General features: G+C 68.8%; 24 protein-coding genes. 10 read left to right on the forward strand and 14 right to left on the reverse strand.

All coding sequences use genetic code 11. The features are described 5' to 3' along the window. Window positions 1-41: 41 nt before the first annotated feature. The 8 genes from kdpA to GWK15_RS13270 all read right to left on the reverse strand — a co-directional run bounded on the left by kdpA (window position 42) and on the right by GWK15_RS13270 (window position 7,666). Window positions 42-1,739, reverse strand: a complete 1,698-nt coding sequence (gene kdpA / locus GWK15_RS13240; protein ID WP_168041804.1) for a potassium-transporting ATPase subunit KdpA — start codon at window positions 1,737-1,739, stop codon at window positions 42-44. Between the two features lie 4 nt (window positions 1,740-1,743). Then, on the reverse strand, window positions 1,744-1,839 hold the full coding sequence (kdpF, locus tag GWK15_RS13245) for a K(+)-transporting ATPase subunit F (RefSeq protein WP_209442182.1): 96 nt from the start codon (window positions 1,837-1,839) through the stop codon (window positions 1,744-1,746). Further along, a complete protein-coding gene (locus GWK15_RS26325) occupies window positions 1,836-1,970 on the reverse strand; it encodes a hypothetical protein (RefSeq protein ID WP_272870033.1) in 135 nt (44 codons plus the stop codon). Before GWK15_RS26325 ends, kdpF begins: the two co-directional genes overlap by 4 nt. A 102-nt stretch (window positions 1,971-2,072) precedes the next feature. After that, on the reverse strand, window positions 2,073-2,372 hold the full coding sequence (locus GWK15_RS13250; protein ID WP_209442183.1) for a PIN domain-containing protein: 300 nt from the start codon (window positions 2,370-2,372) through the stop codon (window positions 2,073-2,075). Between the two features lie 392 nt (window positions 2,373-2,764). Further along, window positions 2,765-3,478, reverse strand: coding sequence for a DUF1028 domain-containing protein (locus GWK15_RS13255; protein WP_168041805.1), 714 nt, complete (start codon window positions 3,476-3,478; stop codon window positions 2,765-2,767). An 18-nt stretch (window positions 3,479-3,496) separates the two neighbouring features. After that, window positions 3,497-4,807 carry an FAD-dependent oxidoreductase gene (locus GWK15_RS13260; RefSeq protein WP_168041806.1) on the reverse strand — a complete coding sequence of 437 codons (1,311 nt, stop codon included), beginning with the start codon at window positions 4,805-4,807 and terminating at the stop codon, window positions 3,497-3,499. Then, entirely contained in the window at window positions 4,804-6,393 is a 1,590-nt protein-coding gene (locus tag GWK15_RS13265; RefSeq protein ID WP_168041807.1) for an ABC transporter substrate-binding protein, read from the reverse strand. The genes GWK15_RS13260 and GWK15_RS13265 overlap by 4 nt, the downstream gene beginning before the upstream one ends. 13 nt (window positions 6,394-6,406) lie before the next feature. Next, window positions 6,407-7,666, reverse strand: coding sequence for a M20/M25/M40 family metallo-hydrolase (locus tag GWK15_RS13270; protein WP_168041808.1), 1,260 nt, complete (start codon window positions 7,664-7,666; stop codon window positions 6,407-6,409). A 180-nt stretch (window positions 7,667-7,846) separates the two neighbouring features. On the opposite strand from GWK15_RS13270, the gene GWK15_RS13275 reads away from it, so the two are divergent. Both GWK15_RS13275 and GWK15_RS13280 read left to right on the forward strand, forming a co-directional pair. Continuing rightward, a complete protein-coding gene (locus GWK15_RS13275; protein WP_168041809.1) occupies window positions 7,847-8,833 on the forward strand; it encodes a LacI family DNA-binding transcriptional regulator in 987 nt (328 codons plus the stop codon). A 700-nt stretch (window positions 8,834-9,533) separates the two neighbouring features. After that, the gene (locus tag GWK15_RS13280; protein ID WP_168041810.1) at window positions 9,534-9,719 is read left to right on the forward strand and encodes a basic helix-loop-helix domain-containing protein; all 186 of its coding nucleotides are present in this window, start codon (window positions 9,534-9,536) and stop codon (window positions 9,717-9,719) included. On the opposite strand, the gene GWK15_RS26685 is transcribed toward GWK15_RS13280, so the two are convergent. After that, window positions 9,697-9,978 carry a recombinase family protein gene (locus GWK15_RS26685; RefSeq protein WP_168041811.1) on the reverse strand — a complete coding sequence of 94 codons (282 nt, stop codon included), beginning with the start codon at window positions 9,976-9,978 and terminating at the stop codon, window positions 9,697-9,699. The genes GWK15_RS13280 and GWK15_RS26685 overlap by 23 nt on opposite strands. Then, on the reverse strand, window positions 9,905-10,279 hold the full coding sequence (locus tag GWK15_RS26690; protein WP_168041812.1) for a DUF3489 domain-containing protein: 375 nt from the start codon (window positions 10,277-10,279) through the stop codon (window positions 9,905-9,907). The genes GWK15_RS26685 and GWK15_RS26690 overlap by 74 nt, the downstream gene beginning before the upstream one ends. A 1,004-nt stretch (window positions 10,280-11,283) precedes the next feature. Here GWK15_RS26690 and GWK15_RS13295 point away from each other — a divergent pair. From GWK15_RS13295 to GWK15_RS13305, 3 genes are read left to right on the forward strand one after another with little or no spacing between them, the layout of a single operon-like run. Further along, window positions 11,284-12,108 (forward strand): transporter substrate-binding domain-containing protein, encoded by an 825-nt coding sequence (locus tag GWK15_RS13295; protein WP_168041813.1) that lies wholly within the window; start codon window positions 11,284-11,286, stop codon window positions 12,106-12,108. Window position 12,109: 1 nt separating this feature from the next. Then, window positions 12,110-12,778 carry an ABC transporter permease subunit gene (locus GWK15_RS13300; RefSeq protein WP_168041814.1) on the forward strand — a complete coding sequence of 223 codons (669 nt, stop codon included), beginning with the start codon at window positions 12,110-12,112 and terminating at the stop codon, window positions 12,776-12,778. A gap of 3 nt (window positions 12,779-12,781) precedes the next feature. Beyond that, window positions 12,782-13,492, forward strand: coding sequence for an amino acid ABC transporter permease (locus GWK15_RS13305; RefSeq protein WP_168041815.1), 711 nt, complete (start codon window positions 12,782-12,784; stop codon window positions 13,490-13,492). On the opposite strand, the gene GWK15_RS13310 is transcribed toward GWK15_RS13305, so the two are convergent. From GWK15_RS13310 to GWK15_RS13325, 4 genes are read right to left on the reverse strand one after another with little or no spacing between them, the layout of a single operon-like run. After that, window positions 13,473-14,387 (reverse strand): dihydrodipicolinate synthase family protein, encoded by a 915-nt coding sequence (locus tag GWK15_RS13310; protein ID WP_168041816.1) that lies wholly within the window; start codon window positions 14,385-14,387, stop codon window positions 13,473-13,475. The genes GWK15_RS13305 and GWK15_RS13310 overlap by 20 nt on opposite strands. Then, window positions 14,384-15,496, reverse strand: a complete 1,113-nt coding sequence (locus tag GWK15_RS13315; RefSeq protein ID WP_168041817.1) for an NAD(P)/FAD-dependent oxidoreductase — start codon at window positions 15,494-15,496, stop codon at window positions 14,384-14,386. The genes GWK15_RS13310 and GWK15_RS13315 overlap by 4 nt, the downstream gene beginning before the upstream one ends. Next, window positions 15,493-16,896, reverse strand: coding sequence for an FAD-dependent oxidoreductase (locus GWK15_RS13320; protein WP_168041818.1), 1,404 nt, complete (start codon window positions 16,894-16,896; stop codon window positions 15,493-15,495). The genes GWK15_RS13315 and GWK15_RS13320 overlap by 4 nt, the downstream gene beginning before the upstream one ends. Next, window positions 16,893-17,165: a 2Fe-2S iron-sulfur cluster-binding protein gene (locus GWK15_RS13325; RefSeq protein WP_168041819.1), complete on the reverse strand. Its 273-nt coding sequence runs from the start codon at window positions 17,163-17,165 to the stop codon at window positions 16,893-16,895. The genes GWK15_RS13320 and GWK15_RS13325 overlap by 4 nt, the downstream gene beginning before the upstream one ends. A gap of 142 nt (window positions 17,166-17,307) precedes the next feature. On the opposite strand from GWK15_RS13325, the gene GWK15_RS13330 reads away from it, so the two are divergent. The 5 genes from GWK15_RS13330 to GWK15_RS25975 are packed head-to-tail and all read left to right on the forward strand — an operon-like array spanning window position 17,308 to window position 21,207. After that, window positions 17,308-18,018 carry an amino acid ABC transporter ATP-binding protein gene (locus GWK15_RS13330; protein ID WP_338147246.1) on the forward strand — a complete coding sequence of 237 codons (711 nt, stop codon included), beginning with the start codon at window positions 17,308-17,310 and terminating at the stop codon, window positions 18,016-18,018. 28 nt (window positions 18,019-18,046) lie between these two features. Continuing rightward, entirely contained in the window at window positions 18,047-18,871 is an 825-nt protein-coding gene (locus GWK15_RS13335; protein ID WP_168041821.1) for a transporter substrate-binding domain-containing protein, read from the forward strand. A 7-nt stretch (window positions 18,872-18,878) separates the two neighbouring features. Beyond that, window positions 18,879-19,553 carry an ABC transporter permease subunit gene (locus GWK15_RS13340; RefSeq protein ID WP_168041822.1) on the forward strand — a complete coding sequence of 225 codons (675 nt, stop codon included), beginning with the start codon at window positions 18,879-18,881 and terminating at the stop codon, window positions 19,551-19,553. Beyond that, window positions 19,553-20,242, forward strand: a complete 690-nt coding sequence (locus GWK15_RS13345) for an amino acid ABC transporter permease (RefSeq protein WP_168041823.1) — start codon at window positions 19,553-19,555, stop codon at window positions 20,240-20,242. The genes GWK15_RS13340 and GWK15_RS13345 overlap by 1 nt, the downstream gene beginning before the upstream one ends. A 14-nt stretch (window positions 20,243-20,256) precedes the next feature. After that, window positions 20,257-21,207: a DUF6282 family protein gene (locus GWK15_RS25975; RefSeq protein ID WP_245211627.1), complete on the forward strand. Its 951-nt coding sequence runs from the start codon at window positions 20,257-20,259 to the stop codon at window positions 21,205-21,207. The last annotated feature ends 33 nt before the right edge of the window (window positions 21,208-21,240 follow it).

Below are 21,240 nucleotides of genomic sequence, written 5' to 3' on the forward strand. Positions count from 1 at the left end.
ATTCAGACCTGCGCACCTGCGGTGCCGCGGTCATCGGGCGGCTAGAAGGTCTTGCCGGCGGCGAGCACGAGGTGCTCCGCGACCGGGCCGAGGGCGAGGGCGGGCATGAATTGCAGGCCACCGAGGATCAGGATCACGCCGGCCAGCAGCCCCATGAAAAGCGGCGTGTGGGTGGGGAAGGTGCCGGTCGAAGCGGCGAGCTTCGGCTTCGCCGCGATCGCGCCAGCGATCGCCATGACCGGCACGATCACGCCGTAGCGGCCGAACAGCATCGCCAGGCCCATCGTCGTGTTGAACCAGGGTGTATCGGCGGTCAGCCCGCCAAAGGCCGAACCGTTGTTCCCGGCGCCGGAGGTGTAGGTGTAAAGGATCTCGGACAGGCCGTGCGGCCCCGCATCCTGCACCGACGCGATCGCCACCGGCAGCACTGCGGCCACCGCCGAGAAGCCGAGGATGAAGGCCGGCAGGATGAGCACCGCGAGCATCGCGAGCTTCACCTCCTTCGCGCCCACCTTCTTGCCGAGGTATTCGGGCGTGCGGCCGACCATCAGCCCAGCCACGAACACCGCCAGCAGCACGAAGACGAGCATGCCGTAGAGGCCGGAGCCGACGCCGCCCGGCAACACCTCGCCGAGCTGGATCATCAGCATCGGCACCAGGCCGCCGAGCGGCGTGAAGCTGTCCAGCATCGCGTTCACGCTGCCGTTCGATGCGCCGGTCGTCGCGACCGCCCAGAGCGCGGAGAGGGCGATGCCGAAGCGCACTTCCTTGCCCTCCATGTTGCCCATCGCCGGGTCCACGCCGGCAGCGATATGGAGCGGGTTGCCCCCGGCCTCGGCCGCATAGACGATGGCCACGCCCGCGACGACGAAGCCCATCATCGCGGCGAACAGCGCCCAGCCCTGGCGGATGTCGCCGACGATGTGCCCGAAGGTCAGCGAGAGCGCGAAGGGGATGGCGAGAATCGCCCAGGTCTGGAGCAGGTTGGTCCAGGCCGTCGGGTTCTCGAACGGATGCGCGGAGTTCACGCCGAAGAAGCCGCCGCCATTGGTGCCGAGTTGCTTGATCGCGACCTGGAAGGCGGCGGGACCGAGCGGGATGGTCTGCGTCCCGCCCTCCAGCGTTGTCGCCTGGACGTAGGATGAGAGGCTCTGCGGCACGCCGCCGGCGACAAGCAGCAGCCCCAGGATCAAGGCCAGCGGCAAGAGGAGGTAGAGCGTGACGCGAACGAGATCGGCCCAGTAGTTGCCGAGATCCTTCACGCCGCCGGACGCGAAGGCACGGCTCAGGGCGAGCGCCAGCGCGATGCCGGTGGAGGCGGAGAGGAAGTTCTGCACCGTCAGCCCTGCCATCTGGCTGAGGTACGATAGCCCGCTCTCGCCGCTGTAGGCCTGCCAGTTGGTGTTGGTCGTGAAGCTGACCGCCGTGTTGAAGGCGAGCCAGGCGGACTGGCCGCCCACGCCTTCGGGGTTCAGCGGCAGCACGCCTTGCAGGCGGAGCATCGCGTAGAGCAGCAGGAAGCCGACTGCGTTGGACGCGAGCATCGCCAGCGTATAGGCCCTCCAGCCCATGCCGCGCGCCGGATCCACGCCGCCCGCGTCGTAGAACAGCTTCTCGACTGGCGCGAGGAAGGTGACGCGGCCCGCCGCGACGGCCGCGGTGTAGCGCCCGAGGGGCACGGCCGTCGCGACGACGAGCCCGAGGATGAGGGCGATCTGCGCCCAGCCGATCGCGGTCATGGCGTCACAGGTCCTCGGGGCGGAGCAATGCCCACAGCAGGTACAGGAGAAGAGCGGCGGCCACGGCGCCGCCGAGGATCAGCTCGGTCACGGCGGTCACACCCGCTCGCAGCCGGCCACATAGGCGGCCATCAGGCCAAAGATACCGACGCCGAGCGCCAGCAGGAGAAGGTCGATCATGGTGCGCCCCAATGCCGAAGGACGGGTGCGGACATCGCGTGTCCGGCCCATGGGCGTAGCGGGGTGGCGCGCAAAGGATCGATGAGAGATCCGCGGGCGCGGTGTAAAAAGCGCATAAAGACGCCCATGCGCGTCGGGGCCGTCGATACGCCTCTACGCTCGCGCCTCGTCGAACGGGTTCAGCGTCCGCACGCGGGGCCCGCTGAAGCCGGCCGTATTGCGGGTGACCAGAACGAGATCGTGGCGCTGGGCCGCCGCAGCCAGCAGCACATCAATGCCCGGGACGGATCGCGCTGCCGACGTCCGCCCGCATGCGCCGGAGACGTCGCGGAGCCAGTGTTCCAGCGCGCCGGCCTTGGCCGGGTCACGACGGCTGACGTCCTCGATTCCTCGGCGGATCTCGCCCAACGTCAATGCGCTGAGGAACAGGTCACGATCCTCGACCGCGGCCACCAGGCGGCGACGCCAGGATGGCAACGCGGACCCTTCCGGATCTCGGAGATGATGTTGGTGTCGGCAGGCTAGGTCACGGGTCGATCACGCGTCCAGTGTAGCGGGACCGTCTGAAGTCGATGTCGTCCAGCGGCGCCGCGGCGAACAGATCCTTCAGACTGCCCGTCGACTCCGATCCAATGCGGCGCCGGAGAATGGCGCGTGCTTCGCTGGCTTGATCCGGATGGTCAAAGCCGCTGCCCACTGCGCGGACGAGGGGAGCGGGCGTGCCGGATCCGAAGAGCTATGGCGGCCGCGGCACATTCGCCTAGCCGCGCGGGGTCAGGGGAGGCTGCGACCCAAAGCGTATGCAGGTCGCGCAACCCTGCTGCTGCCGGCAAACGCGGTCGACACTATTCAGGTAGCGCTCGCGCACGTTCTTCCGCTGCTTGAATCGCGGCACGACGCTCAGCGATCGGGGTCACTTCTGCAGGGCGCAACACCTGCGTGACGTAGTGATCGACTTCCGGTTCGTAGAGCATCCATAGACGCCGCAGCGCTCGCAACGGGCGCTCTTGGTGATCTACGCGCAGATCCACCAGCGGCCAGTCCTGCTTGTCGACGATGAGGAGTGCCGCAGACATGATGGGCTGCGTCTCGCCACCGGCGGCAAGGCCGGCATCCACGCCGGCCAGCAGTCGCTCCGCGAAGGGCATCCCACGCGCCGCCTCATAGCCGGCGACGATGGCGCGCGGTACGCCGTCATGCGCGATGACGTTGCCCGTCGCGACACAGCCCTCGCCTTCCGCGCCGGCATTGGCTCCGTTGATCGATCCGCCGCAATGAAAGGCCGTGCCGCCGTGGCGATCGACGACGCCGACCTGGCGGAACTCGGGAAACTCGCTCTGCGCCACCAGCGCATCGACCGTCTCGCGGGCGCTCTTGCCTGCCGCCAGAAGCTCAAGCCCGAGCGGGCCCAGCCGGATATCGCTGCGGTACTGGGTGGTCACCGCGCCCACGCCGGCGCGCGCCCAGGGGCAGCGATTGCCCACGGCGATCGAGGAGGTCGCGATGGCGATGCCGAACATCCCGCTCTCGGGGCAGCGTGCAGCGATCGAAAAGGTCATGATGAAGATCCTCGGTGGTCAGCGTGCGGCGAGCCGCGCGGCGCGGTCACGCAGGTCGTACCAGGCGGTGAGGGGCGCCATGAACCATGGCGATCCGGTGTAGAGTGGGTGGGTCGGGAAATCGTCTCGCGCAAACCGTGTCGCGCCATCGGGGGTGCCAATCAATCGCGCACCGGCCTTGCTGCCGAGATAGGTGTTCATCACCACCCCCGATCCGTTGCAGCCGAGCACGTAGTGGATGCCGTCATGCGTTCCGATGCGTGGCAGCCGGTCGAAGGTGAAGGCGACCATCCCGCCCCAGGCGTGGCTGATCCGGACGTCGGCCAGTTCCGGGAACAGACGGCGCATGATGCGGTGGAGTCCGGATACGACCCGCTTCGGATCAGCGTGATCGAGTGCGGAGGCACGTCCGCCCACCAGCAGCCGATCCTGATCCGGCGCGCGACGGAAGGCATAGGCGAGCTGCCGCGTGTCGTTCACCAGCCGGTGTTTCGGTATCAACTCGTCGAGCAGCTTCCGCGGCAGCGATTCCGTGGCGATCATGTAGCTGCCGACCGGGATGACGCGCTTGCGGAACCAGGGGAACTCCGTCCCGGTATGCGCATTGGTGGCCAGCAGCACGTCGCGCGCCGCGATCTCTCCGATCGACGTCGACAGCCTGAAGCCATCCGGGTCGCGCCCGATGCGCCTGACCGCGGCTGGGGCGAGCACCGTTGCGCCGGCACGCTGGACGGCATCCAGCAGTCCGCGATGCAACTGCGCCGGATGCAGGCCACCATCCTCCGGCAGCAGCATCGCACCATGGTGCAGGTCGCTGCCGAGCTCCTTGCGCAGCGCCGCGCGATCCAGCATCTCGGCGGGAATGCCGATGCGTGCCGACAGGAAGCGCGCCAATCCACCAAGCCGCCTGAGATCAGCGGGCGTCCAGGCGCAGAGCAGGCGGCCCGTGATGCGCATCGCGCAGTCGATGCCTTCGGCATCCACGAAGCCACGGAACCAGGCATAGGCGTCGCGCGCCTCGCACATCAGGTCGATCGCGCCGGCGTCGCCCAACGTCGCGGCGAGCGCCGCATAGCCCTGCCGCAGCCGGCCGCCGATCATGCCGACCGAGCGCGTGCTCGCACCCCATCCAGGGCTGTTGGCATCGAGGACGCAAACGGACCGCCCCGCCCGTGCAATGGTCAGGGTCGCGGACAGCCCGGCATAGCCGCCGCCCACCACGACGACGTCGCTGGCCTTGGGCAGCGTGCCGGGCATCGCTTCCGGCGGCGGCGCGGCCCGCCACCAATAGGGCGTCGCCGCGAAGTCGGGTGCGAGCAAGCCGGTCACCGTGCGATCCGGAGATCGAGCCCCTTGTAGATGCCGCAGTTGTAGATCCCGTGCGGCTTCGCCCCCGTCACGCGCTGATTGGTGAACAGAAAAAGCTTCTCATGCGCGAGCGGAATCACCAGCGCCTGCTCGGCGACGATGCCCTGCACCTTGGCATAGGCCTCGGCGCGTGCCGCATCCTGAAGCGCGACCTGGCCCGCATCGAGTTGCCTGTCGGTCTCGGCATCGCGCCAGTTCACGCGGTTCGGCGCCGGGATATTCCTGGAATGGAAGGACATCAGCGCCTCCCCCGCCGTGCCATATGGCGTGAACAGCGCATAGGCGTCGTAGTTCGGCGAGGCGTTGATCTGTGCCATCGCCGCTGCGGGTTCCGGCATCAGGAGGCGCAGATCGACGCCGACAGCGCGCATGTACCCCTGGATGGCGCCGAGCCGCGCCCGCCAACCCGGCGTATTCGCGGCGATGACTTCGGGCGCCAGGCGCTTGCCGTCCTTGGTGCGGATGCCGTCCCCTCCGCGCGCCCATCCAGCCTGATCGAGCAGCGCCTCGGCGCGCGCCTTGTCGAAGCCGACACGGCCGCGGTCCGAAAAGTCCAGGGTCACCGGATTGATGAAGGACGTCGCGACATCGGCCTGGCCGAACCAGAGCGTACGGACCAGTTCCTCGCGGTTGATGCACAGGCTCATCGCCTGGCGTACCCGCGGATCTGCGGTCAGCTCGCGATTGGTGCGCAAGCCAAGGAAGGCGCTGTAGTTGGACACGCGTGGCTGCGTGACCGTCAGGCGCGGGTTGCGTCGCAACTGCTCCACGGCCCATTCGGGCGCGACATAGGTGATGTCGCCGCCGCCGGTGGCTGTGGATGCGACAATGGTCGATTCTTCCGGCACCACCTGCCAGACCACCTGCCGCACATGGGCGGGACCGCGATTGTCGTAGATCGCCGGGCCCCAGCGATAGGCATCGTGCCGGTTCAGGACGAAGCGGTCGCGCGGGCGCCATTCGCCCCATCGGAAGGGTCCGGTGCCGTTCAGTCCGCGCGAGCCGTACTCGGTGCCCATCGCCGCGACTTCCTCGCGGTCGATGATCGCGCCGAAGCTTTGGGCGAGCTGGAGCAGCAGCTCGTTGTAGGGCCGCTCCAGGATGTACTCGACCGTGGTGGGGCCGGTCGCGGTGATCGACTTCACCGCGCCCGCGCGCCAGGCGGCAGGGGAGCGCGTCGCAGGATCGATCAGCCGCTTCAGCGAGAAGACCACGTCCTCGGCCGTCAGCTTCCGGCCACTGTGGAAGGTCACGTCGTCGCGCAGCTCGAAGACGTAGGTGAGCCCGTCGGGCGAGACGGTCCAGGACTTGGCCAGCAGCGGATGGACCGTCTTCTGGTCGTCCTCGAGCGCCACCAGCGTGTCGGTGATCATGAACAGGATTTCGGCGGCGCCGCGTCCTGTCACCTTGTGCGGATCGAATCCGACCGAGTCGTTGCGGACCAGGATGGTGACCGCGTCGCGGTTGGCCTGCGCCGCAGCGCCTCGACCGAATATCAGGCCCGCTGCCGCGAGTCCTGCCTTGAAGCCGTCCCTGCGCTTCATCATCGCCGGCATCCTCTCATCGGGTCAGGTAATCGAAGGCGGACAGCGCATGGACGCGGAGGACGTGCATCATCTCCCCGATCGTCACATGCTCGTCACGGCGGCCCATGCTGCGAGGGGAGGGGCCGTAGAGGTAGGCGGGGATTCCACGCCAGCGCCAATAGCGCGCGTCGGATCCGCCGAGGCTGACGATCGCCGGAGGGCGGACGCCGCGCAGGGCTTCGACATTGTCCTGCAGGATCGTCGCCATCTCGCCGTCCGGGTCGCACCAGCTGGAGTCGTAGCTGTGGTCGGGGCGCGTCTCGAAGGTCGCCTCGGGATAGCGCGCGAGGATGGCTTCGAACGCCGCCATCACCTGCGTGCGGTCGAGTCCCGGCGGGACCCGGACCTCCACCTCCATCACGCATTCATCCGGCAGCACGTTGATCTTCAGGCCGCCGCGGATGGTGCCGATGTTCACCGTGGGTATGCCCACGATCGCCGGGGCGCCGGCACCCAGGCTTTCCTCCATGGCCGCGCGCACCTCGGCCGAGGCCAGCAACGCGGCGATGCGCGGCGGCAGATCGGGGCGCATCTCGCCGAGGGTCTCCAGGTCCCGCATGATGGAGCCGGCGATCTTGATCGCGCTCGCACTCAGATGCGGATAGGCGCCGTGCGCGCCGGTGGTGCGGATCGTGATCTCGATCCGCAGCGTGCCCTTCTCGGCGAAGCGCACCGTGGCGACACCGCTCGGCTCCCCGTTCAGGCAGCAATCGCCGAGAACGTCGTCGGGGCAGCTCTCAAAGAGGTGCTTCGTGCCCCAGCGTCCTCCGGTTTCCTCGTCGGAGACGATCGTCAGCGTCAGTCGTCCGCGTAGTTCCGGTGCAAGTCGCGAGAGATAGAGGAAGGTGAAGATGGAAGCGGTGGTTCCGCACTTCATGTCCGCGGCGCCGCGGCCGTAGATGCGGCCATCCTCGACCGCTCCTGACCATTGCCCGCGTTCTCCTGGCAGATCCTGGATGGCCGGGAAGACGTCCATGTGGCCGTTCAGGACCAGGTGCCGCCCGGGCTGCGGGGCGTGCAGGGATGCGACGATGTTCGGCAGGTGGTCCTGCGCCGCGACGATGCGCCAGGGCAGGCCCTCCTGGTCGAGGAACCGCGTGACGAAGGCGCAGGCCTCCCGCGTGTCGCCGGGCGGGTTCGGCGACTTCGCCTGCAGGAAGCCGCTGAGGAAGGCTGTCACCCGTGCCTCATCGGCATCGATCCAGGCGCGCAATTGATCACGGGCACCCGGCATCGGCGCTCCTCATCGTTCCCAGGCCCTCAGCCTGCCAGTTGCGTTATCGTTAACGCAAGCGATCTTTTGGCGGCTTGTGCGGCAAGGGCAGGCGGTCGATACCGATCTCCTGCATGCTGGCTCGGGGGAGGGCCGCCAATCCGCAAGTCCAAGGGAAAGCCAGAGCGCGGCTGGACGCGCATGACCGACATCGCTGCCGCGGCCGGGGTATCGGTGATGACGGTGTCCCGCGCCTATCGCAATGCAGGGCGCGTTTCCGAGGAAACGCGGACGCGCATTGCGGAGGCGGCTGCGCGCCTGGGGTATGTCCCCAACCTCGCCGCGGCGCAGCTCTCATCGCGCCGCAGTCGCGTCATCGCAGCCACCATTCCCTCCCTGTCGCATTCGCAGTTCGGCCTGACGCTGCAGGCGTTGTCGGATCCGCTGCGCGAGGCGGGCTACCAGTTGCTCCTCGCCGATTGCGGCTATTCGGCCGAGGAGGAACTGCGCGCGGTGGCGACCGTGCTTGGGCATCGGCCCGAGGGCCTTGTCGTGATCGGCGTCGATCACGGCGAGGCTGCCCAGTCGATGATCCGCCAGGCCGGCATTCCGGTGGTCGAGACCTGGGACCTCGACCAGCCGCCGCTCGACATGGCGGCGGGCTTTTCGAACCGCGCCGCCGCCCGTCGCATGGCGGAGTATCTGATAGGCACCGGCAGGCGGCGCATCGGTTACGTGGATTTCCCGGCACCAGTCGTTCGGCGCTTCGCAGAGCGGCGACGAGGCTTCGTCGAAGCTCTGGAAGCCGCAGGATTGCGCGTGGACCTCACGCTGCCGGCGCATGAGGGGGTGGGCGGCTATGCGCGCGGCCACCAGGCGGTGGAGAAGCTGCTGCAGCTTGAACCGCGCCTCGACGCGATCTTCTGCGCCACCGACGCGCACGGGATTGGCGCGATGTTGGAATGCCAGCGGCGCGGCATCGACGTGCCGGCGCAGATCGCAATCACGGGCATCGGCGATTTCGATATCGCCGCGGAGATACCTCCTGGACTGACGACGGTGCGCCTGCATGCCGGCGAGATCGGGCGTTCCGCTGCGAAGCTGATCATCGATCGTCTTGCAGGCGCGATGCCGCAGGAGCAGGTGCTCGATATTGGCTTTGAGATCATCCGGCGCGGGAGTGGCTAAGAGGTAGAAATCGGCGCGCGATTTCAACTCTGTCTCAGTGGCGCCGGAGCGCGGCGGCCATGAAACAGCCCACGCCGGCAGCAAGAGATACAACAAGGGTCTTCCGCGTGATGTTGGCCGACAAAGCTCGCCACGGCGGGACATCCGCCTTGTCGGCGATGACGGTACGCTCGGCCCAGGTCGATCTTCAGCGGGTGCTGAAGCCCGGTGCATGGACCCGGTCTTGCCATGCGACCAGAGAACTTCGGTCTCCGGTTCCCACCGCTGCCCCATTCTTTCCGCAGACATCCGGCAGTTTCCACCCGATGGAACCCGTGGGCGCTTGGCGTTTCCGGGTCCTTTCCGAGCATCGATTGGGCACCATTGGGGCCGTCTGGGGCTTCCCCACGACGCCGCACGACGGTCCCTCGATGAGGACCGGCCGTCGCCCTGACTTCCCTGGCCGCCGCCGGGTCGAACGTCGACCCGGCATCACCTCCCCGGCCCCCACGCTTTTGATCATGAGGTCATCCGAGGCTGTCGCCCGACGCATGGAAAAGGATTGGTGCTGATGCACAGCCCCAGTCCAGACCATCCTCGACGCGCGGATCGCCGTTTGGCGCCCTCGGCTTTCCTTGCGGCCTTTCGTCTCGCACGGACGTCGGTGGGGGTTGCCCGGCGATGACTTCACAGTCGCGGTCGTTGGCCTCAAGCCGCGCCCATGCACGGCCTGAACGCGCCGCTCGATTTCCTCCGCCGGGAGATCCCGATGCGTCCCATTGAGACGGGTTCGCGCTGCACGGATGGCCGCCTCAAGAGGGCTGTTGGCGACTTCCTGCTTGTCGTCGTGCTCCATCCGCCGGAGCTTTCTGCGAATGCGCTGTTCATGGGTGCGCGCGTCGAGTGATGCAATCGATCCGCTCTGCCATCTCCACGGCATCCGGTTGTCGACAGCGGGCCAGCGCCGCCTGGAAGCCCGGCCGGCGGTCGTCCTTGCCGGAGGCGATGTCGGAATACTCCGCTATCAGCGTCCAGCCTTGTATTGCGACGAAGGACTGGATGCTGGCCTGCTGGGTCTCGCGACCCAGCCCGCTATTCCCCTGTTCGGCGGTCGAGACCCGGATGGGCCCGACCGCCAGGCGAGGTGCCTTTGCCCTGAGGCGCACCAGCCGGCCTCGGCCAGCGAGCCGGCCGTGCTGACCGCCGCAGTGATCCGGTAGATCGAGTAGGAGCCTTTCGCGCCCTGCTTGCCGGGCCCGACCTGCCGGATGCGCTCCAGCACCGCGAAAGTGATGCCGCGACGCTTGAGCCCCGCGAGGAAGCCGCGGAGCGTGTCGGGTTCCAGCCGGTGGCCTCGATCACCTCAGCGATGGTCATGCCTTCATCGCGGCGGAGCAGGGTCAGAGCGGCCTCTTGCTTGGTGCCGCTGCGCAGAAGGCGCGGGGTGGGGGGTCGCGCGTGGTGCACGGCGCCCGCTGCGAGCCAGCCAGGGTGCCTCGCAAGGGGCGGGGACCTCCTCGAGCAGCCCCTTCGTCGTCAGGCCGCGCAGGACGGACTGCCGCGCCGCGACGGGCAGTTTGTCAGGCGGGGTGGCGAGCAGCGCCTCGTGCTGCGCGGCCTTGCTCAGGATCACGCGCTGCGTGTCGGAAAGCGGCGTCATCTTCGGGCTCCGGTTCGGCACCGGATGATCCGGGTACTACCAGCCCGAGCCCCGCAGGTCAGGCCACGGCGGGGCCGCGCAACAATCGTCGCGCACCCGACCATTCGCCCCGAGGTGGCGCGAAGCCAGGCGAAACGGCGGATCATGCTGTTGCTCTCTCCGGGGAGATCTCGCGTCGCCGCATCGTTGGACAATGCGATCTCGCATCCGGCCGCTTCACCTCATCTGCCCCCTCCCGCCAAGCGCGATCGTCCCGCCCGTCGATCCTGGCCAGCGTGCCGAGAAGGTGCGACCAATCGATCAGGCACGACCCGATGAGATGGCCGACCGACACGTCAGCGGCCTGGTCCTTGCGTTAGGCGCCGCCACGGCCATCGCCCGCAACTTGCCCTGGCGACAGCACTTCCGGCGCGTCTATCGAGATGTCCCGTGCTTGCGCATGGGCGAGGAAACCAGAGAGCCTACGACGAGTCCGGCGACGCCAATTACAATGAGGCCATGCTTCGATACCGTTGTTGATCAGGCGCTCGGCACGATGGGGGATGGGCCGCGTGAGCGACCCTCTTCGCGGCCGGCGGATCATGTCCATGCGGATGCCTTGCTGATTCCAGTGTTCCGTCGATCCAGCGCCCGGGCGTGCCACCCCCCACGGGGGCCTAACTCGAGACGCGCGGAGCGACGCGTCCATCATCGCCCTTGGTGTGCAGCCCGGCCGCACTGATCTTGCGGCAGGCGAGGGCTCTACTTAGGCTACGCGTCGTTGGATGCGGCGGCACAGCGCGGCCGCGGCCCGTCAGCTTGAGGTCCCCCAATGCACCGAACCCATCGCCGCTCCGTCCTCGGTCTTGCCGCCGGCGTGCTTGCCGCAGGCGCGGTGCAGCCCGCATCCGCCCGCCCGCTCGATCAGGTATTGTCCAGCCGGCGCTTGCGTGCCGGCATCAACCCGACCCTGCCGCCCTTCGGCACCTTCAACGACCGCAACCAGATCGACGGTTTCGACGCCGACATCGCGCGCGAGATCGCGCGGCGGATGAATGTCGAACTGGAGATCGTGCAGGTCGGCAGCCCGGACCGCATCCCCTTCCTGCAGGCCGACCGCATCGACATCGTGCTGGGCGCCATCACCCGCACCGTCGAGCGCGCGCTGGTGATCGACTACACCCAGCCCCTGCACACCCAGTCCATGGTGGTGCTGACCAAGGCGAGCGGCACGGCGGTGCCTATCAACGCGCCGGGGGATCTCAACAACCGCGCGGTGCGCATGGTGCAGGTGCGCGGCACGGTCGGCGTGCCCTGGCTCCAGGCGAATGCCGCGCAGGCGCAGGTCACCCTGCTCGACAACTACCCCGACTGCTTCCGCGCCCTGGCGCAGGGCCGTGCGGACGCCATGGTGGATGTCGCGGAATCGGTGGTCATCCCGATGCGCAACTTCCAGGTCGTGCCGTGGAAGATCCTGGACCAGGTCCTGGCCAGCTTCTGGGTCGGCATCGGCGTGCAGAAGGGGAACTACTCCCTGCGCGATCCACTGAACGTGGTGCTGTTCGAAATGCACCGCAGCGGCTTCGTCAACACCACCTGGGAGAAGTGGTTCGGCGTGCCCATGACCACGCCCATCCCCTTCAACCCGATGTTCTGACGTGACGCTGCAATACGGGCAGGTCCTGCACTACCTGCCCGACCTGCTGGTCGGCGCGGGCATGGCGCTGTGGATCGCGCTCGTGGCCTTCGCCGGCGGGCTGCTGATCGGCCTGTTCGGTGCGGCGGTGCTGACGCAGGGGCCTTTCTGGGCACGCATCCCGATGCTCGGCTATGTGCGCTTCTTCACCTACACGCCGCAGCTGGTGCAGATCTTCTTCCTGTTCTTCGCCCTGCCGGAATTCGGCGTGATCCTCTCCCCCATCGCGGCCGTGCTGATCGGCATGACGCTGAACGCCGGCGCCTACCTGACCGAGATCGAGCGCGCCGGCTTCGCGAGCGTGCCGCAGGCCGAACTGGACGCGGCGGAGACGCTCGGCTTCTCCCGTGCGCAGACGGTCTGGTACGTGATCGCGCCGCATGTGGTGCGCACGCTCTATCCGGCGCTGTCCAACCACTACATCATCATGACGCTCGGCACCTCGATGGCCGCCATCTTCGGGGTGGAGGAACTCACCGGGCGGGCGCTGAACGCCAACGCCATCTCCTTCCGCTCGGTCGAGATCTTCTCGATCACCGCGCTCATCTACATCGCGCTGACGATCATCGCCTCGGTGCTGCTCTGGGGGCTCGGGAGCTGGCTGTTCCGCGTCAAGGCGCGAGCCTTCTGAGCCATGTCCGCCTGGCAGATCCTGGCCAACGAGGCGCCGCGCTTCTTCACCTGGTGGAACATGTTGTTCCTTGGCCAGGCGGTGCTGAACACGCTGGTCGCCTCGGTGGTGGGTTGTGCGATCGGCTACGCGCTGGGCTTCGTACTGGCCACGCTGCGCTTGCCACAGGTGATGCCGCTGGCCGCGGTGCGGACCGCGGCGATACTGTGGGTCGAGGCCTTCCGCCGCATCCCCTTCCTGGTGCTGCTGCTGCTGGTCTTCTTCCTGAGCCAGGCGCTGAAGATCGAGGCGCCGCTCTGGGCCATCGCCGTCACCGCGGTCGCCATCCGCATGAGCGCGCTGGCCGCCGAGAATGTCCGCGCCGGCTACGAGAGCGTGCGCCCCCAGCAATGGGAGGCCGCGCTGACGATGAACTTCCCGCCGCTGTCCGCCTTGCGCCGCGTCGTGCTGCCGCAATCCTGGCGCGTGATCCTGCCGCCATCGATCGTGCATGTACTGTCGATGGTGAAGGAGACCTCGCTGGTCTCGCAGATCGGCTTCATCGAGATCACCTTCGCCGCCAAGATGCTGACGCAGCGCGGCTTCAGCGCCATGCTCACCTACGGCACGGCGCTGGTGCTGTACTTCTGCGTCTCCTGGGCGCTGGCCTCGCTCGCCCGGGCGGCGGAGCGGCGGCTGGTGGCGCGCCCGGTGCCTACAATCCCGACGCCTTGAGCGCGGCCTTCAGCGCCGCCGCGTCCGCCGCATCCACCGGCGGCTGGGGCGGGCGGACGGTGGCGTTGGGGATGATGCCCATCTCGCGCAGGCACCACTTCAGGCGCGCGGTGGCGCGTCCGCCGGGCGGGGCGCCGTAGATCGCCTCGGCGAGCGGCTCGAGCTTCTCGTGCAGCGCGCGCGCCGTCGGCAGGTCGTTGGCGCGCACCGCGGCATCGAGCGCCACGATCTCGTCCGGCATCAGGTCGGCCAGCGAGACCAGCGAGCCGTCGCTGCCATGCACCATGCAGGCGAGCAGGTGCTCGTCGCCGCTGGCGCAGACCGCGACATCGGGCCGCAGGTGCTTCACCTGGCGGCGCAGCGCGTCGTAGCCATCGACCTCCCACCCGCCTTCCTTGATGCCGACGACGGTCTCGATCTTCAGCAGCTCGGCCATCGTCTCGGGCGTGAAGCCCATGCGGCCGGCGGCGTGATGCGCCTGGAACAGGAAGATGGGCATGCCGGGGACGGCATCGGCGATGATGCGGTGGTGCAGCACCGCCATCGCCGTGGTGTGTGCCAGCGCGAAGGCATTGGGCAGGAAGACCATGATGGCGTCGGCGCCGGCGGCTTTCGCGTCCTTCGCTTCCTCCGCGGCTTCAAGGCTCGATTCCGCGTTCACGCCGGCGACCACCAGGCGCGACGAATCGACGGTGGCGCGCGTGACCTCCGCCGCGCGGGCCTTCTCGGCGCGGGAGATGACGTAGTTCTCCCCGGCATGCCCGTTGATCAGCACGCCGCGGATGCCCGGGCGCATGACGCAATGGGCGGTGTGCGCCGCATAGGCGTCCCAGTCGGGCGAGAAATCCGCGCGCATCGGCAGCACGGTGCTGGGATAGATGCCGTGGAACTTCATGCGGCGTTGCTCCGGGCGTTCAGCAGGCGATCGATCGGGAAGAGCGGCAGGTCAGGGGCCTCGCCCAGCACCGCCTGCGCCAGGATCCGGCCCATGTAGGGGCCGCTGGTATAGCCCGAATGCACGCTGCCGATGATCCAGGCATCGTCGATCCCGGGGATCGGGCCGATGGCGGGCAGCGCATCCGCCGTCTCCGCTTCCAGGCCGAGCCAGGAGCGCAGCACCCGCGCTTCGCGAAGCGCCGGCACGGTATGCGCGGCGAGACGGACATTGCCGAGGAAATTCTCCGGCCGCACGGCGACGCCGCCCCGCGCGCGGTCGCCTATGCCCTGCCAGCCGCCGCCGATCAGCACGCTGCCATTGGCGTACTGCTTCAGGCTGAGCAGCCCCGAGGCCACGCCCAGCACGGTGCGCATCACCGGCGCCATGCGCTCGGTCACGACAAGCTGGTTCACCAGCACCTTGATCGGCAGGTCTATGCCAAGCCAGGCCGCCATGTCCTGCAGCCAGACGCCGCCGGCCAGCACCAGGCGCGTGGCGCGCACCACGCCCGATGGCGTCTCCAGCGCGAAGCGCCCATCCACGCCGCGCACCGGCGTGTTTTCCATCAGCGCCACACCCGCCTCGAGCAGCGCGGGCCGGAAGGCGCGCCCGGTCAGATAGGCCGAGGTGAAGCCGTCGATCGGGCAGTGCCCAGCCAGCTTCACCCCATCCGCCAGGCCGGGTTCGATCGCCTGCGCGGCGCGGCCGTCGATCAGCTCGATCGGCGCGCCGGCGGCGCGGCGGATGCGCGCGCGTTCCTCCAGCATCGCGACCTCGCCATCGGTGAAGGCGACGGAAAGTCCGGGACAGGCGGTGGCCAGCACGTCGCCGCCGGCGCACCAGCGCGGCATGGTCAGCCACATCTCGTGCGCGCGCAGCGCATAGGGGATCAGCGCCGCGCGGGTCATCTGCATGGTCAGAGTGCCGGCATTGACGCCCGACGCCTCGCGGCAGATCTCCCCGCGATCGAGCAGCGCGACCTTCATGCCGCCCCGCGCCAGGAACAGCGCGGTGGCGCATCCCATCACGCCGGCGCCGACCACCGCCACGTCGAAGGTCGCGGTCATATCGGCGCGGCCGCCGGCACGGGAATATCGGCGTAGTCGAAGGCGCCGAGGATCGCTTCCATCGGCACCGGGCGCAGCGGGATGCGGCCGGTGGCGAAGCCCACCTCGCTGACCGGCACGCCGCGCGCGGCGGCGAGCAGCGCACCGGCTGCCTCCCCGCACATGCGCCCCTGGCAGGGGCCCATGCCGCAGCGTGTGAAATGCTTGAGCTGGTTGATCGTGGCCGCGCCCGTGGCGGCCGCGGTGTCGATCGCCGCGCGCGTGACGCCTTCGCAGCGGCAGATGACGGTCTCCGCCGGGATGGCTTCGACCAGGGCGGGACGCAGCGCCATCATGCGCGCCATCGCGGCACCCGCCCGGCGTGCGCGGTCCAGGGCGGCGGCATCGCTGGCCGCGCCCATGCCCGCGATGCCGAGGTCTTCCAGCGCCGCGCGAGCCGCGATGCGTCCGCCCAGCGGCGCGGCCGCCGCGCCGCGCACGCCCGCGCCATCGCCTGCGGCGTAGAGCAGCGGCACGGAGGTGCGCTGGCGCGCATCGAGCACCGGCACCCAGCCGCCATCCGCCGGGCGATGTTCGTGGCGCGCGCGATAGGTGCGGGTCGCTTCGGTCGCCGGCACCAGGCCATGGCCGATGCAGAGCGCGTCGGCTTCGATCACGCGGCCGCCGACGCGCACGCGGGCCAGCACGCCGTCGCCCTCTGCCGCGGTGATCTGCCCGCCGGGCAGCACCGGCACGCGCGCCGCCACCAGCTTCGCCCGCCAGGCAAGGCCCTGGGCCAGCAGGTCCGGCCGCGCGGCCAGCGCCGGCAGGGCGCGCAGCCATTCGCCACGGCTGGCCGCATCAACGACCGCCGCCACGCGCCCGCCGCCGGCCAGGATCTTCGCAGCGACCGCGTAGAGCAGCGGCCCCACGCCTGCCACCACCACGCAACGCCCCGGCAGCACGCCCTGCGCCTTCAGCAGGATGGTCGCGGCGGCCAGGCCGATCACGCCGGGCAGCGTCCAGCCCGGGAACGGGATGATGCGTTCATGCGTGCCGGTGCACAGCACCAGCGCGCGTGCCGTGACGGTGAAGGGCACGCCATCGGCGCCGAGCGCGGACAGCGTGAAGGGCGACGCCTCCGTTCCCTGGGGCACCAGCGGCCCGCCGCCCAGGCCCCAGACGCGGCAGCCGGTGCGGAGTTCCGCGCCGCTCGCCGCCAGCGCCGCACGCAGCGCATCGCCGGTCCGCCGGTCCGCATCGACAGGGCCTGCGAAGCCGGCCGGCAACGCACGATACACCTGCCCGCCGGGCAGCGGGGATTCCTCGAGCAGCACCGTGCGGGCGCCAGCCGAAGCGGCCTCGGACGCCGCTGCCATGCCCGCCGGGCCGCCGCCCAGCACCGCGACGTCATGCATCATGCCGGCGTCACCACCTGGCCCGCGACGACCGGTGTCAGGCAGGCCTGGACCAGGCGTCCATCCACGCGCAGCAGGCATTGCTGGCACACGCCCATCATGCACACCGGCGCGCGCGGCCGGGCCGGGTCCTCACCCTCGCCGAAGCGCCACAGCCCCGCGGCGATCAGCGCGGCGGCCAGGCTCTCACCCGGATGCGCCACGAACGGGCGGCCGCGCACCATGATGGTGACGGGATCGGGGCGCGAGAACCCGGCGATGCGTTGGTCCATGCGGCAAGGATAGGCGACGGGCCGCCGCGCGCAACCGTCACGCGGGCTTGACGGCGCGGCGCTTCGCCCTGAACCATGTTGAACTGACAACAATAAAACCGGGGCATCGCGCTTGGCATTCCTCTCCATCGCAGGATTGACCGTGAGCTATGGCGGCAAGGCCGATGTGCTTCGCGGCGTTTCGCTCGATGTCGAGCGCGGCGAGGTCATCGGGCTGATCGGCCCGTCCGGTTCGGGAAAATCGACCATCCTGCGGACGCTGGTCGGGCTGCTGAAGCCGAAGGCCGGGCAGGTGACAGTCGATGGCGCGCCGGTGGACTACGCCAGCCGCAGCAGCCTGCGGACCGCCCGCGATCGCTTCGCCATCGTCTTCCAGCAATACAACCTGTTCCAGAACATGACGGCGCTTCGCAATGTCGCCATCGCGCCGACTCTGGTGAAGAAGCGCGACCGCGGGCAGGTGGAAGCGGAGGCCCGCGCGCTGCTGGCGCGTGTCGGCCTGGCGGAGAAGGTGAACGCCTATCCGGATGAGCTTTCCGGCGGTCAGCAGCAGCGCGTGGCCATCGCCCGCGCGCTGGCGCTGAAGCCCGACATCTTGCTGCTCGATGAAGTGACGGCGGCGCTCGATCCCGAGCTGGTTGGCGAGGTGCTGGACACCATCCGTGCCTTGCAGCGCGACGGCATGACCATGCTGATCGTCAGCCACGAGATGGGCTTCATCCGCGAGGTGGCGAGCCGCGTTGCATTCCTCGACCAGGGATCGGTGGTGGAGGTCGGCCCGCCGGCCGACGTCTTCGACCGCCCGACCAGCCCGCGGCTGCGCGACTTCACATCCCGCATCCTGCGCCACTGACGGCGCGGCGCTTCCAAGGAGAACGAACATGACCGACCGCCGGGCCATCTTCGTGGGCGGCGCCGCCGCCGCTGCGGCCGCCGCCACGCTGCTGACGCCAAAGGAGGCCGCCGCCCGCCCGCTCGAAGATGTGCTGCGCGCCGGCGAACTGCGCGTCGGCGTCAACCCGACCCTGCCACCGCGCGCGCTGTTCAACGACCGCAACGTGATCGACGGCTTCGAGCCCGAGGTTGCCGCCGCCATCGCGCAGAAGATGGGCGTGCGACTGGTGCTCCAGGCGGTCGGTTCGCCGGAGCGCATCCCGATGGTCGCGTCCGGGCGCATCGACTTCGTGATGGGCGCGATGTCCCGCACCAGCGAACGCGCCAAGGTGATCGACTACACGGTGCCGGTGCATTCGGAGAACTACGGCATCGTCTCCGTCGCCGGGCGCGGCCTGACGACGATCGAGGCGCTGAACAAGCCGGAGGTGACGCTGGCGCAAGTGCGCGGCACCACCGCCATCCCCTACATCCAGCGCGCCATCCCGAATGCGCAGGTGCTGCTGCTGGACAATTACCCCGACCGCAATCGTGCCATCGCACAGGGTCGCGCGCAGGCCTCCTTCGATGGCATCGATTCCGTGCGCTTCGCGCTGCGCCCGTTCCGCCAGGTGCAATGGGAAGTCACCGCCGTGCCGGCCTTCGGCGTGACCTATTCCGGCCTTGGTGTCGCGAAGAACAATGATTCACTGCGCCTGTGGCTCAATATCGCGCTGTACGAGTTGCACACGGACGGCACCATCGAGCGCCTGTGGGAGAAATGGTTCGACGGCCCGATGTTCACCAAGGTGCCGGTGAGCCCGTTCTTCTGAGCGCCGGGTGAACTACAGCCTCATCTGGTCGCAGGTCACGCCGCATATCCCCTATCTGCTGGGGGGCGCGGCGCTGACCCTGCAACTCGCGGTGATCTCCTTCCTGGCGGGCTGGGCGATTGGGCTGGTGAATGCCTCGGTGCTGCATTTCGGGCCGCGACCGGCGCGGCTGGCTGTGCAGGGCTACGTCACCTTCTTCATCAACACGCCGCTGCTGGTGCAGATCTTCTTCATCTTCTTCGTATTGCCGGATGCGGGGATCCTGCTGTCGCCCTACGCCGCCGTCGCGATCGGCATGTCGCTGAACGCGGGGGCGTATCTCACGGAGATCCAGCGGGCCGGCTTCCAGTCGCTGCGGCGGGAGGAGATCGACGCCGCGACCGCGATGGGCTTTTCCGTGCCGCAGATGGTCTGGTACGTGATCCTTCCGCATATCGCGAAGGCGTTGTACCCGCCGCTGTCCAACCAGTTCATCATCCAGGTGATGACGACGTCGATCGCTGCCATCTTCGCGGTCGAGGAACTGACCGGGCGCGCCTACAACGTCAACTCGCTGACCTTCCGGTCGCTCGAGGTCTTCTCGATCACCGCCGTGATCTACGTGGTGCTGACGCTGGCCTGCTCGATGGCGCTGGCGCTGCTCGGGCGTTGGCTGTTCCGCGTGAAGGCGCGCATCCTCTGATGTGGGAACAGGTCATCGAGGACGCGCCGCGCTTCTTCGGTCCCTGGAACCTGCTGTTCCTGGGCGAGGCGCTGGTCAACACGCTGCTGCTCTCATACCTCGGCGCGGGGATCGGCTTCGTCATCGGCTTCGGCCTCGCGATCGGGCGGCATCCGCGGCTGTACGGCGTGCTGCCGCTGCGCATCGCCGCCACCGCCTATGTCGAGATCTTCCGCCGCATCCCCTTCCTGGTGAAGCTGATGTGCGTGTTCTTCGCCTTCCAGCTCTCGGGTGCGCAGGCCTCGCTGTTCACCGTCGCGCTGGTGACGGTGGTCCTCTCGGCCGCGGCCTTCGCCGCCGAGATCGCGCGCGCCGGCATCGAATCCGTGCCCGCGCCGCAATGGGACGCGGCGGAGGCGATGAACTTCTCCCGTTGGCGGGTGCTGACGCGCGTGGTCGCGCCGCAATCCTGGCGTGTCGCGCTGCCGCCCCTGTTCGGTTATGCGGTGGGCTTCATCAAATCCACCTCGATCGCATCGCAGATCGGGGTGCTGGAACTGACCTACGCGGCCAAGATCCTGAACACGCGCGGCTTCTCCGCGCTGCTGTGCTTCGGCACCATCCTGGTCGTCTACTTCCTGATCTGCTGGCCCACCAAGCGCCTCGGCGAAAGGCTGGAAGCGCGCCTGGGCCGTCGCGCCAAGGCCTGAGGAGCATCATCGCCATGCCGTTCGTCCCCCCCGGTACGCATCTCCTGAAGGGTGCCATCGACTGCCACGTTCATTGCGCACCGCATCTGAGCGGGCGGTCGGTGAACGTGTTCGACGCCGTGCGCCAGGCCGCCGCCGCGGGCATGCGCGCCATCGGCATCATGTGCAATTTCCAGAACACATCCGGTCTCGCGGCGCTGGCGAATGACGAGCTCGGCCATCTGGGCGTGGAAGCGTTCGGCGGCCTGATCATGCAGCCGACCGCGGGCGGGGTGACGCTGGAAGCCGCAAGGACGGCCATCGGCTACGGGTATGGTCCCGGCACCGGCGCGCGGTTCGTCAGCCTTCCGACGCACCACACGCGCCACGTCGCGACGCGCGAGGGCCGAAGCCCTGCCTTCCTCGAGACGACCTTCTCGGTCCCCGACAGCGGCAAGGTGCCCGATCCCGTACCCGCGATCATGGATCTGTGCGCGGCGAAGGATGTCGTGTTCGACTGCGGCCACGTCGCGGCGCATGAGGCGGTGGCCCTGGCCGAGGAGGCAAGGCGCCGCGGCGTCACGCGCCTGCGCACGCACTGCACGCGCTACGCGCCCGATGCGATTGCCGCGATCGTGGCGCTGGGCGGCTATGCCGAGTTTTCCTTCTTCGTGCTGACCCATGCGACGCAGGTCGGGCTGACGCATGTGGATGAGGAGAAGCACAAGATCGCCGCGAGCAGCGTGATCCAGGACTATACGCCCCGACTGCGCGCCGCGGGCGACCGCGCCATCCTGTCCACGGACGCCGGCGTCTATCTGCTTCCGCCGCCCGTCGAGGCGTTCCGGGAGTTTCTCATGCTCGTTGAGAGCGAGGGTTTCTCCGAGGCGGAAATTCGTCGAATGTCCTCCGCCAATCCGGCGGCCCTGTTCGGTGTGGGGAGGGCTGACGCAGTTGCCTCGCCTTGCGAAGGCTCAGCCGCGTAGTTCCGACTGTGGTTCGATTGGCGCCCAGAAGCG

The organism is Neoroseomonas oryzicola (assembly GCF_012163135.1).
Taxonomy (GTDB): domain Bacteria; phylum Pseudomonadota; class Alphaproteobacteria; order Acetobacterales; family Acetobacteraceae; genus Neoroseomonas; species Neoroseomonas oryzicola.

Excerpts from the sequence above, each read along its gene's own strand:
- kdpA (WP_168041804.1), bottom strand. The coding sequence starts at position 1,739 with ATGACCGCGATCGGCTGGGCGCAGATCGCCCTCATCCTCGGGCTCGTC.
- GWK15_RS26325 (WP_272870033.1), bottom strand. The coding sequence starts at position 1,970 with ATGGGCCGGACACGCGATGTCCGCACCCGTCCTTCGGCATTGGGGCGC.
- GWK15_RS13255 (WP_168041805.1), bottom strand. The coding sequence starts at position 3,478 with ATGACCTTTTCGATCGCTGCACGCTGCCCCGAGAGCGGGATGTTCGGC.
- GWK15_RS13265 (WP_168041807.1), bottom strand. The coding sequence starts at position 6,393 with ATGATGAAGCGCAGGGACGGCTTCAAGGCAGGACTCGCGGCAGCGGGC.
- GWK15_RS13270 (WP_168041808.1), bottom strand. The coding sequence starts at position 7,666 with ATGCCGGGTGCCCGTGATCAATTGCGCGCCTGGATCGATGCCGATGAG.
- GWK15_RS13275 (WP_168041809.1), top strand. The coding sequence starts at position 7,847 with ATGACCGACATCGCTGCCGCGGCCGGGGTATCGGTGATGACGGTGTCC.
- GWK15_RS13280 (WP_168041810.1), top strand. The coding sequence starts at position 9,534 with ATGCACGGCCTGAACGCGCCGCTCGATTTCCTCCGCCGGGAGATCCCG.
- GWK15_RS13295 (WP_168041813.1), top strand. The coding sequence starts at position 11,284 with ATGCACCGAACCCATCGCCGCTCCGTCCTCGGTCTTGCCGCCGGCGTG.
- GWK15_RS13305 (WP_168041815.1), top strand. The coding sequence starts at position 12,782 with ATGTCCGCCTGGCAGATCCTGGCCAACGAGGCGCCGCGCTTCTTCACC.
- GWK15_RS13310 (WP_168041816.1), bottom strand. The coding sequence starts at position 14,387 with ATGAAGTTCCACGGCATCTATCCCAGCACCGTGCTGCCGATGCGCGCG.
- GWK15_RS13315 (WP_168041817.1), bottom strand. The coding sequence starts at position 15,496 with ATGACCGCGACCTTCGACGTGGCGGTGGTCGGCGCCGGCGTGATGGGA.
- GWK15_RS13320 (WP_168041818.1), bottom strand. The coding sequence starts at position 16,896 with ATGATGCATGACGTCGCGGTGCTGGGCGGCGGCCCGGCGGGCATGGCA.
- GWK15_RS13325 (WP_168041819.1), bottom strand. The coding sequence starts at position 17,165 with ATGGACCAACGCATCGCCGGGTTCTCGCGCCCCGATCCCGTCACCATC.
- GWK15_RS13335 (WP_168041821.1), top strand. The coding sequence starts at position 18,047 with ATGACCGACCGCCGGGCCATCTTCGTGGGCGGCGCCGCCGCCGCTGCG.
- GWK15_RS13345 (WP_168041823.1), top strand. The coding sequence starts at position 19,553 with ATGTGGGAACAGGTCATCGAGGACGCGCCGCGCTTCTTCGGTCCCTGG.
- GWK15_RS25975 (WP_245211627.1), top strand. The coding sequence starts at position 20,257 with ATGCCGTTCGTCCCCCCCGGTACGCATCTCCTGAAGGGTGCCATCGAC.